This is a genomic window from Acinetobacter sp. GN11, assembly GCF_054823985.1.
This window is the reverse complement of the sequence record NZ_JRVL01000165.1, coordinates 1-11,750: the sequence shown is the minus strand read 5'-3', so window position 1 is coordinate 11,750 and position 11,750 is coordinate 1. Positions and strand designations below refer to the sequence as shown.

General features: G+C 37.4%; 9 protein-coding genes and 1 pseudogene. 5 read left to right on the top strand and 5 right to left on the bottom strand.

Going from position 1 to position 11,750, the window contains the following annotated elements; translation table 11 throughout:
* The first annotated feature begins 43 nt into the window (after positions 1–43).
* A complete protein-coding gene (locus NL42_RS14290; protein ID WP_461313239.1) occupies positions 44–598 on the top strand; it encodes a TetR/AcrR family transcriptional regulator in 555 nt (184 codons plus the stop codon).
* Between the two features lie 105 nt (positions 599–703).
* On the opposite strand, the gene NL42_RS14285 is transcribed toward NL42_RS14290, so the two are convergent.
* Together NL42_RS14285 and NL42_RS14280 are read right to left on the bottom strand one after the other, a co-directional pair.
* Positions 704–1,621, bottom strand: coding sequence for an alpha/beta hydrolase (locus tag NL42_RS14285; RefSeq protein WP_461313238.1), 918 nt, complete (start codon positions 1,619–1,621; stop codon positions 704–706).
* Between the two features lie 192 nt (positions 1,622–1,813).
* Entirely contained in the window at positions 1,814–2,407 is a 594-nt protein-coding gene (locus tag NL42_RS14280) for an NAD(P)H-dependent oxidoreductase (protein WP_336168065.1), read from the bottom strand.
* 192 nt (positions 2,408–2,599) lie between these two features.
* On the opposite strand from NL42_RS14280, the gene NL42_RS14275 reads away from it, so the two are divergent.
* From NL42_RS14275 to NL42_RS14260, 4 genes and pseudogenes are all read left to right on the top strand, one after another.
* The gene (locus tag NL42_RS14275; protein WP_461313237.1) at positions 2,600–3,496 is read left to right on the top strand and encodes an AraC family transcriptional regulator; all 897 of its coding nucleotides are present in this window, start codon (positions 2,600–2,602) and stop codon (positions 3,494–3,496) included.
* A gap of 87 nt (positions 3,497–3,583) precedes the next feature.
* Positions 3,584–3,754: pseudogene (locus NL42_RS14270) on the top strand (TetR/AcrR family transcriptional regulator); the annotation flags it as partial.
* Positions 3,755–3,881: 127 nt separating this feature from the next.
* Positions 3,882–4,298: a DUF2946 domain-containing protein gene (locus NL42_RS14265; RefSeq protein WP_461313236.1), complete on the top strand. Its 417-nt coding sequence runs from the start codon at positions 3,882–3,884 to the stop codon at positions 4,296–4,298.
* Between the two features lie 52 nt (positions 4,299–4,350).
* Positions 4,351–6,447: a TonB-dependent receptor gene (locus NL42_RS14260; protein ID WP_461313235.1), complete on the top strand. Its 2,097-nt coding sequence runs from the start codon at positions 4,351–4,353 to the stop codon at positions 6,445–6,447.
* A gap of 48 nt (positions 6,448–6,495) precedes the next feature.
* Here NL42_RS14260 and NL42_RS14255 read toward each other — a convergent pair whose 3' ends face one another.
* The 3 genes from NL42_RS14255 to NL42_RS14245 form a co-directional block, all read right to left on the bottom strand.
* Positions 6,496–7,839, bottom strand: a complete 1,344-nt coding sequence (locus NL42_RS14255; protein ID WP_461313234.1) for a PepSY-associated TM helix domain-containing protein — start codon at positions 7,837–7,839, stop codon at positions 6,496–6,498.
* A 360-nt stretch (positions 7,840–8,199) separates the two neighbouring features.
* Complete coding sequence (locus NL42_RS14250) at positions 8,200–10,167, bottom strand: multicopper oxidase family protein (protein ID WP_461313233.1); 1,968 nt, start codon at positions 10,165–10,167, stop codon at positions 8,200–8,202.
* Positions 10,168–10,209: 42 nt separating this feature from the next.
* Positions 10,210–11,750 (bottom strand): tyrosinase family protein (locus NL42_RS14245; protein WP_461313232.1); only part of this gene is annotated, 1,541 nt, incomplete at its 5' end.

Below are 11,750 nucleotides of genomic sequence, written 5' to 3'. Positions count from 1 at the left end.
CTCATTTATATACAACAATAATTTATTTTAAAATGGTAAAATTATGCCACATTCAGATCTCCCATCTCGTGCTTTAAGCGCACTACATACCTCTCGGAACCTTTTTAATAATTATGGCTTTCATAAGGTCGGAGTAGACCGAATTATTGAAGCAGCAAAGATGCCGAAAGCCACGTTTTATAATTACTTTCACTCAAAAGAACGCCTCATTGAAATGAGTCTGACCTTTCAAAAAGATGGATTAAAAGAAGAGGTGCTTTCAATCATCTATGTTCAGAAAGATTTAACCGTAATTGAAAAACTTCGCAAAATTTACTTTTTACATGCAGATTTAGAAGGGCTTTATCATTTGCCATTTAAGGCCATTTTTGAAATTGCAAAAACGCATCCCAAGGCTTATCAGGTTGTAGTTAACTATCGAAACTGGTTAATCAATGAAATTTATAATTTACTTTTAACGGTAAAAAGTACGGCCTCAAAACCTGATGCCCACATGTTTTTATTTGTGATTGATGGGGCGATGGTTCAGCTTTTAGATTCAAATAGTGTAGATGACAGGGAAAGGTTGCTAGATTATTTTTTAGTGGGGGTTGGGTAAAGTGAAGTATTGGTTTTAAGCCAGCTCACTTATTGATAAGAAGATGGTAAATATATAAAACTATGTAAAAGCGCTTTTACATAGTTCAACGTATTAAGGTAAAAATTAAAGATTTGCATTGTAAAAAGAAGCAAGTTTCTCAACTGCTTTATTAACATGATCAGGTTGATCATACATTGTCATATGGGTTGCATGGTCAACTAGAAATAGCTCTTTTTTAGATTTGGCTAAATCGTAGAAATGTTTACTGTGCCATAATGATTCGGCATCACTACCTGCTATCAACAGTAGAGGCTGTGTAAGTAATTCTTGAATATTATCTGTGGCATCAAATGCAATAATTTTATCTACACTTGAAAATAATAACTGATTTCCAGAATTTTTATGTTGTCCACGTGGGGTTCTATAATATTCATAAGCTTGCCTTAAATCACGAGGTGTATTTGCATCTATTTTTTCTGGAACGTAATTGATATATAAAGGCTTAGCACCATTTGCTTCAAGAGTACGTTGCTTAGCAACTTCATCAAGTAGTTTTAATTGATCTGATAAAGTCCCATCACCATGCCAACCTTTACGGAACCCTAAACCAATATCAAAAGCACTTACAGTACCTACAGCTTTAATTCGATGTTCTGTCATTGCTGCATTAATGCCATATCCACCACCTGCACATATTCCAAGTACAGCAATACGATCTTTATCAACGAAATTTAATGTGGTGAGATAATCTACACTACTTCGAAAATCTTCTACACGTTCAGCTGGGTTTTCTAAAAATCTGGGTTCACCACCACTTTCACCTTGATGCGAGGCATCAAATGCTAGGGTGATAAACCCTTTTTTTGACAGCTTTTTTGCATATAAACTAGCTGTTTGCTCTTTTACACCGCCTCCGGGATGAGCCACAATAATTGTTGGATATTGTTTTTTCTCATTAAAGTTATCCGGTAAATACAAATCACCAGCCATTATGATTTGGCCATTTTTGAAAGTTACGTGACGGATATTTTTTTGATTCATTTCTGAGTTTATCTTGGTTTTTACTTCTACTGCAAAAGTGGCTTGAGCCGTAAAAATAACGGTGCCAAAAGCTAGAGCTGAAATTAAAAATCCTTTTCTAACTAAATTGTTCAACTTTAATTTATCTGTTACCCGTCTTTTGTTAAAGACATTAGATTTGCTAGTTTTCATGTTATTAGTCTCAGAGGAAAATCAATCAAAAATTTGGATGAGTTTCTGTTTTAGATTCTCGATATCTTTGCTAATTTGAGGTTCTTTAAATACATCAAAGAAAGAAAATGTCGGTAATACTTCAACACCACAAAATTTATAATTTGATGTATTGTGGATAAAGACATCATCAACAGATCTACCGTCAAATAACTTTTGCTCAGAGTTATTAAATGCCTCTCGTGGAGCATTCCAAGTTAGCGATAACATGTACTTTTTACCAAAAAGCTTTCCACCTGTACCATATTGCTTAGATGGATCATTTCGAGTACGTCCGTCGTCGGCTAAGAATGTTCCCTGTTTTAAACCTTCAGTAAAGACTTCATCAACATATTTCTTATAGATCCACGGAGAACCAAACCAATACACGGGAGACTGAGTAATAATCAAATCAGCCCATAAGTGTTTATTCACTTCTTCGTTGATATCATAGCCTTTTTCAATATGAGTAAGCTGAACTTCACAACCCAGATTGGTCATCGTTTCTTTCATGATTTCAACTACTGAATTATTTAAGGTGCCAGTAGACATCCCTTCATAGAATTGATGTGTATTAATAATCAATACTTTTTTCATCAGACTTAGCCTAATTTTATCTGCATAAATTAAGGTATTAGTTTGCACGGAAGAACGCTAATTTAGGTTGCCAAATCTGCTTTAATTCTTGCCTAATATGATGAGAGGTGGCAAAAACATAAATAATTCATTTTTAATCTGTTAATCTTAAATCCTATATTGAAATCCTGATTTTTTGGTCATGGAGTAAAAATGAATAAGTCCATTGTATATAGTCATCTCTTATCTTCAATTCAAAATATTGCTCAAAACGATGGAGATTACACTACAGAACTTCCAGTATTATCTATTTATTGTCGTAGTACACCGACTGATCCAATGCCTTGTATCTTTGGCCTAGGTTTAGGAGTAGTAATTCAAGGCGGAAAGTGCGTAACACTTGGAGAAAAGGCTTTCGAGTATGGCTCTGGGCAAGCACTCATTAATACAATTGACTTACCAGTTGTATCTTACGTAACTCAGGCCACAATAACAGAGCCATATTTAGGGTTACGTTTAGATCTGGATGCAAATTTAATCGTGCAAATTGCTACAGAAATGAATCCTTCAATGATTTGGAAATACACTCCTTCAAGAGCGATGTCGATTATAGAATTAGATGAGGGATTACTTGATGCTTTAACACGGTTAGTTAGATTATTAAATGAACCAACAAAAATTCCGTTTATTGCACCATTAATTCAACGGGAAATTATTATCAGGTTACTGGATGGAGAGCATGGACCAATGCTCCAGAGTCTTGCTGCTGAAGGATCACCTAGCCAACAAATTTCCAAAGTCATTGCTTGGATTAAATTAAACTATACAAATAATATTTCAGTTAATGAATTAGCAGAAAAAGCACACATGAGTTCATCTACTTTTCGGCAACATTTCCGAACCATTACAGGGTTAAGCCCTTTGCAATATTTAAAAAATTTGCGTTTGCAAGATGCGCGGCATTGGATGTTCTATGAAGGTATAGATGCGGGTAATGCTGCTATACGTGTTGGTTATGAAAGTGTTACTCAGTTTAATAGAGAGTATGCTCGAATGTTTGGGGAACCACCGCTCAGAGATATAAAACGCATGCGTAATCTAAATAATTGAATTGATAAATATGGTTTTTCACAGTGCTGGTATTGATCAAATTATTGAATCTGCAAAAGTACCTAAAACTATATTCTATAACTACTTTTACTTAAAGAAATCTACATTTTACTTTTAATAACTCATGCAAATGCTTCACAACGAGATGCCCACATGTTCTTGTTTGTGATTGATGGAGCGATGGTTCAGCTTTTAGATTCAAATAGCGTAGATGACAGAGAAAGGTTGCTAGATTATTTTTTGGTGCAGGTTGCGTAATTCTTTGATTATATTGCTGTAGTGATATTGCTCTTTTCTTGATCGAGTGCGGGTTCAAATAAAAAACGCTAATGATTTGAATGAAATTATGTTATTTTCCGACCTACATTGATGAGAATGATTTTTCATGTATCGGTTTGGGACCATAATTGGCTTGCTAGCAATATTGCTACAGAACTTTGTGTTCTGGCAAAGCCTATTACCCAATGAAATGCATCAGCAAGCGGTATGTGAGCAAATTGTAGAAGTGATGAATCATTCAAAAATGAATTCTGAGCAACATTCCTCTCATCATCTAAAAATTAATTCAAATAAAAAGCTTCTAGATAAAAGCACTCACCACGATTCAAACACAGGTTGTCATTTTTGTTATTTGTATAGTCACATAGCCACAATTGATGGCTTCAAATTATCTTTATTTGAAATTGGAGTGACGGTTCGCTTAATTATATTGGCAACCCTCACTTATATATTATTTTATTTACGGCGCTTATTTCTCTCACCTCAGGGGCGTGCTCCACCTGCACAACTTTGTTTTGCTTAATTGGTTAATGGGTACAGATAAGTCCCTCATTCATTACTAAACAGAGTTTGTCATGTCTAAATTTTTACTCAATCCACTTGCGTGGAGTATTTTGTTTGCTCAATTTTCTATGTCAGCAATGGCGCAAAGCCAAACTGATCAACTGATTGCTGAGTTAGAAAAAATTACCATCAAAGCTGAAGATGCTACGGAAACTTCTATTTCTTCAACAGCATTAACTCAATTTGAACATGGTTTATTGAATGTTCCATTTACCAAGTCCCATGTGTCGGAACAAGATATTAAGAACAATAATATTCAGCGGGTGAGTGATGCATTATCACGAGTGAATGGCGTGGTTTATCAGGACAGCTATGGTGGAGGTTTTTGGGATAACTACTCGTTTCGCGGCTTTAGTACAGACCCCAATATGGGAACCAGCTATTTACGCAATGGTCTGAGTTCTTTAAGTGGCATCCATACTCCAAGAGACATGGTCAATATCCAAGCAATTGATTTCTTAAAAGGTCCAATGGCTGCCATGTATGGGCAGGGTGCTATTGGTGGCATTATGAACATTACAACTAAACAACCCGAGTGGACGCAAAAAAATGAGGTGAGTTTAAGTGGCAGTACTTTAGAAGAATATCGGGCTTCTCTAGACAGTACAGGTGCATTAAGCGATGCAGTGGTTTATCGCTTGGGATTGGCTTATGAAAATAACCAAAGTTTTAGAGATCATGTCGATAGTCAACATTACTTTGTTGCTCCACAGCTTGCATGGAAAATATCAGATCAAACACAACTAAATCTCGACACTGAGTTTTCCGAACACCAAGGTGTTTTTGATCGTGGTGTCCCGATGGTTAATGGTCAGTTTGTTGTCAATAAAAAGACCTTTTTAGGCGAGCCATCGGATGGTGACATTAAGGTTAAAGATCAGATGTATCAGTTACGTTTGAATCATCAATTTAATGAAAACTGGAATAACACCACTGCTCTTAGCTATAACCATGGGGAGCGGGCAGGAACCTCAACTGAAATTTCAAGCATTGCTGCAGATGGCCAAACCGCAAACCGTTTTAGACGTTACCGTCAATTTGAAACAGATACATTTCAGCTTCAGTCAATTCTGCGCGGGAAGTTTAATACAGGAGCGGTAAAACACGAACTTGTTGCAAATGTTGAAGCTGGACACTACACCATAGATCAAATTCAACTGCGTAATGCCGTGGGTACATCAAGCCCGATTAATATTTACAATCCAGTGTATGGGCAAAATATTTTAGCGTTGGCTAGAACCACGAAAAATACGAAAGAAACCCAAAATATGTTGGGAGTGAATTTACAAGATCAGATCTTTTTAAATCCTCAATGGAATGTACTGATTGGGGGGCGTTTTAATCGTCTGGAACAACAAATTGATGACTATAAAACAGGACTTTCAGATCAACAGGACTTTACGCCGTTTAGTCCACGTGTGGGAGTGAACTATCAAACTACGACAAAGCTTGCTTTGTATAGCAACTGGGGTAAATCTTTCGAATTAAATACGGGGCTTAATAAAGAAAATCAACTTTATGACCCAGAGAAAACTCAAAGTTGGGAAATTGGAGCTAAATACGAATATCTACCGCAAAGCTGGTTTGGACTGACCTATTTTGATTTAGATAAACAACATCTATTGACTGAAGGCATTACCGATACTTATGTAGATAGTGGTCGTGTACAGAGCCATGGTGTAGAAGTCGAGTTAAAACATCAATTCAATGATCATCTTCGGGTGGGAGCCAATTATACTTTTACAAAGGCATCGGTCATTGAAAGCGAAGTTGATACAAAAGGTGCTCGTCTTAAAAATATTCCGAGGCACACCGCCAATTTAAATGCGGACTACCAGTTTGAACTATTGGGAAGAGCGGCTGGTTTGGTCGGCACAATTAACTATTTTGGTAAGCGTAGTGCTAACTACATAGACAATGGAACCAGTTTACCGGAATTTACAGTAGTAAATATTGGGGGCTATGTACAAGTTCGTCCTGATTTACGGGCACAATTGAATATTGATAACGTGTTCGATAAGGACTATTACGTTTCGAGTTATACCGATGAATGGGTGCAACCCGGAGAGCCGCTGAAGGCCACTTTATCTTTGACTTGGAACTTTTGATTAAAAAGGAGTTAGGCAAATTTTGAGCCTAGCTCCTTTTTTTAAGATTTATGGTTTAGAAGGAATATATTTACGCATTGTAAGGATGAATAGCGTAAATAAAATACTAAAACCAAAAACAGGTAAGCTTATTCCTAATACTATGCTCGCTAGTATTAAACATAATTTTTGTGAGCCAGTTGCACGGTTCCAAACTAATAAGCTTTGCCCAACAAAGTGAGTTGTCATAAGTTTCAAATTCGAATTTTTAAACGCAGCCCTATATGCATAAATAATCATAATACAAAGCGCAAGTGCATAAAGCGCGAGAACTAATTGGTTTATCCAGCCAAATAAAATACCAATATGGGCATCAACTCCCCAACGAGTTAGCTTTGCCACCAGTGAATAGTCTTTAAAAGCAAGTTGATCGACGACTTTATGTTGTTCCATATCAATTGCGATGCTATCTGCTTGAGTTGGCCATTTACGCTGAATCTCGGCCACTTCCCAAGCTTGATTTCCACTGGTGGGTGGTTTGATTTGTATTTGTGCTGCGTCAATACCATGTGCTCTGGCTATTGAAAGAACGCTATCAAACTCATTTGAAACAATATTTAAATTAAGATTTTCACTGTGCGGCATGTCATGATGTTCATGGTGCATCACTGTAGGTAAATTATCTTCTTGAAGGGAAGTTGCCAATGTTGGGGTTTGCCAGTTAAGCCACTGACGAGCGACCCGAATATTATCTCCGGCCCACTCGGACCATGTAAGACCCGTAATGGCGATTATTAATAAGAGTGGAAATAAGAATAAACCAAGTGTGCTATGCCATTTCAATAATCTATTTCTGTGTGTTTGTCTGATTTTAAGATTTTGACGACGTTTCCACCAATTATATAGTCCAGTTAAAGTCAAAATGGCTAACCAACTTGCTGCCAGTTCACTATAAAAACGACCCCATTTTCCAAGTAATAAGTTGCTATGTAACTGATCGAGTGTAGTTCGAAACGGTAGAACCCCGCTTGTACCATAGACAGGTAGGTGACCTTTGGCTTGAAGCGTAAAAGGATCAATAAAAACTGCTTCACTTGTAAAATGATGGATGGGGTCTGAGAAAATTATACGGGTTGTTTGGTCAGCACTTGGGGCTGGTCTAACTTCAATCACCTGTGCAGACTTAGGCATTACTTGCTTTGCGGCTTCAATTTGCTGGCTCAGCTTATGTGAAGTTTGATTCAGTGGTTCAACATATAGAACATCTTTATAAATCGCCTGTTCAAGTTGTGGCGTAATTGCATAGAGCAAGCCAGTGATTGCCGCGACTAATATCAATGGTGCAATAAAAATACCAGCATAAATATGAATTAAACGGAAAAGACTACGCCAGAAGGATGAGTGGGTCAGCATCAGAAGATAATGTCTATCAGGTGTTGGGCTGGATTATAACGACTTATTCATCTTGATGTTAATTGAGCTATAACCACTATTAAATTATTTGAATAGTGTTTAGGCATACTGTTTGGTCTCATTATCAGACAGTTTTTACTACTTGGTAAATTATATGTTTTCTGCTAATGCTTTAAGATCTTATTTATAAGACATTATTTAATAACTCGATAACTTATTATTCAAGTTATCTTGACTCCTTAATGTTTATTTTCCTACAAGAATAGAAAACATTTAAATATCAGAATTAATATTCAAAAAACCGCTTATTTTAGAATAAGCGGTTTTTTTCGAATAAAAAAGTAGTATTACAGTCCAAAACTAGTGATGGCCTTGGGAAATACCACCATTTCCATCTGAAAGACTAATTCGAATATTTTGCATCATGCCTTGATCTTCATGATCTAAAATATGGCAGTGCAATACAAAGTCTCCGATGTAGCGTTCGTACTTGGTTCTAACAATAACTTTATAACTGGCCCCTTGCACGTTTTTAACCCAGATTGTATCTTTCCATGTCCCTTTTAGACCGCGGTATTGTGGGTCAGGGGCAGCTGTTTTGTCATAGTCATCAACGGCATTTATATCACTTACATCTTTACCGTTAGGGTCATACACTGCCACCACTTGAAATGGGTTTACATGAATATGAAAAGGGTGGCTGGCTAATTTAGAGGTGAGTATCCATTCATCGGTTTTACCTAACTCGAGCGTACGGTCAATTCGGTCTGGTTTGTATGGTTTTCCATTCACCTGAAACTGAGTTGGATTAGCCTTGGTATCAATATTAAATTCTAAAAATTGTCTATACGGTGTAGCTGGTAAGTCCTGATGAGGAACAAAATGACTGAGTTTCAGATTTTGTTCTAAATCTTTAAGCACTGCGGGACGCATATCTGGGGCAATATTGCGTGCTGCATTATTGCTTAACGCGATTGTTAAAGATTGAGGTGTTGAAGTGGCTTTATTGACTTGAATGATACCCAATAAGTGTCTTTGCGAAAATGTACGGTCTACGTTAGCTGAAGCCGAAGCCGCTTCATCAATTAAACAATAACGACCTTCTTGTGGGAATTGCATTAAGGCATCGAAACGGTAACCCGGTTGAAAGACGGTTACTGTTTTATCCATGACCTGTTTAAAGGTTAGACCATCGGCTGCAATCAGGTGTTGGCTCACAATAGGCCCTATACAACTTTCACTTAATAATTTCTTTTCACCTATTGGTGTTAAATTGAGTTTTGAAGGAATATTCTGCATTTGACGAACGCTTAAGTTGATACTGTCGCGGACACCTGCATGTACCATTCGCCAACGCTCAACTTGTCCTGCAACCGCTTGAGTAATGAAAGGTTGTACTTCACCATTAATGCTTGTATATCGTCCTGAATCCCCCCAATCGCCGGGTCCAAAACCTTGATAATCTCTAATTTCACCAATTTGATTGTTTGGGCAAATATAGTTGCCATTTTTATCGGTTTCGATTTTTCCGTTAGCATCATAGCAAGCATATTGGATTTGCTGAAAAACGAGGGTTCTTTCTTTAAAACCATAAGTGAGTAAATCTAAATCACCTGTCTTATTTGGGGTAGGCTGACGATAGCCACGAATAATTAAAGCACCGGCCATACCACTTGCAACTTGAATAGCGGTTGAACCATGTCGATGTGGATGATACCAAAACGTTCCGGCTGGATGATCGGGTGGAATGTTGTATTCATATTGGAAATTCACACCCGGATTAATTGAAACTAAAACGTTATCACTATTTCCTGCTGGGTTAATCCATAAACCGTGAGTGTGCATGTTGGTGCCATCAAAACAATGGGGTTTATTCACATCAAAATGATCGCCAGTACAACTTGGGTCTTTAGGAAATTTTTTGTGAGTAATCGGGTCTATATCAAGTTGGTTATCTAAGTTTGCTCGTACAGTTTCTCCGGGAAATACTTCAATCGTCGGAGCAATATAAGGCGTATTAGGCTGTGTATCTGTACCTTGATAACTACGTAAAACAACTTCGTCATAACGATTTGTCGCTGGGTTCCAAAGTCTGTTCCTCGTTTTTTTAACTTCCCAAGTAAATAATGCTTCATTATTTGAAGATTGCATTTGTGGTGCATTTGTTGATGACACTGTCGGGTTGGGTGCAGCAAGTAATGCAACATGTTTACGCGCGACAGTCATATCGGGTGGGTCTTCTAATATACGTTCAGAAGAATCATTTGCTGATACACACCAACTCACTAAAGTTAGAGGTGTGCATAATATTAAATGAGCTATTTTCATAATGAATATAGGCCTGAAAAAATCAGGCCTCTCCCTTAATTATTATTTTGAAGTTTCTAAGCGAACTTGAGAAATACTTAAGCCTTGAGAACTTACTTTTTCCTTCACTTGATCAAGCGTTAAATCAGTAGCAACAAACTGAACTTCTAAGTCTTCAGCAGCCATGCCTAATTGCTTAACTTGGTCACTGACTTGATAGATCAATTGACCCATAGCACCTTTACTCGAGTGTCCGCCATGATCATGATCTAGTACACCGAAATAGTTAATTGTAGAGACGTAAACCTTTTGCTGAGGTTTGTTTTTTGGAGATAGATAAATCTTATAGGTTAAATTTGGAGTACCAATCATTTGAACATTATCTAGGATTAAATAGGTTTGTCCTGATGAGAGCGTTGTTTGAGAAAGTTGACTAGAGTTTTTTAAGAAAGTCGCCGTTTGAGGTGTTAAAGCTACTTTTTGAGTTACACCCATAAGCTTAATGGTTTTATTGCTGCTCACTGGCTTATGATTCATTTTAAATAAGTTTGCTTTTCCTGCACTTTTACTACTCATGACAGTAGCTTCAACTTTACAAGCATTTTCATTGGTATATCGCACTGGAATTTTACCAGGGGTAAATACATCAGCAATGGTCATGGTGACTTTATTGCCATTTTCATCTGCAAATGTATATCGAGTGTCATACCAACTATCTGGCATACCTAAATTTTTCTTTGCCCACTCAAGTGTAATCGGTTGCCCATTTGCTTTTTTATTTAGCCAGCATTGCCACAAGCGGTCTATATTGGCATGGTGCATATAAAATACAGGGTCTAAGCCCGCAATAGGCACAAATCCCATATCTGGTAGTGCACAGTTTTTACCTACTGCACAGTGCATTATACCATGAGGTTGAGATTGTAACTGTTTCGAAAACCATTGAAAATTATCAGATTTAAATGCTTGAGCAGCGCTGGCATTGTCTGGATCTATGGCGCTGATGTTGGTATTTAAACCCGGGGTACGGAACTGATCATATAAAGTACCCGCTTGTTTACCGCGGACCAACTTAGGCAGTGCTAACCCTTTACCATTAGCCGCTTTTTCTTCGTAATAGTCCCAATAAGGAAGGGAGTAATCTTGCCCAACATATTTACGTACTGTTCGCTCGTAAAAATAAAGCATTATACGGTGCCACGGTAAGAAGTTTAGATTGTCGTAAGTTGGAGTGCTATGTTGGCACGTGCCCCAAACTTCGTCGGTAAAGCCATCATTTGGGACTGTTGAATTTTGAATATGTTTATAGTAGCTATCACATACTGCTTTACTATATATCTGTAAGCACTGTGGCATACGGTATTGATTAACATAATAATCTTTGTCTGTTGCATGTGTACCTGTACCAAAATAACCATGCGTATTGGCCCAGTAATTAAAGCTTGTACGAAACTCCGGTGATAAGGGGGGAGCATTATTATTTGCTCGCATTTTTTCCAACCCTTTTTGTAATGCACTTACTTTGGCTGGATCTTTTGCAAACTCCGTCGCACTCATTCGTAGTGAGTCAGCATGGGTTGTTAAGCTTATGCTAAATAATAGAG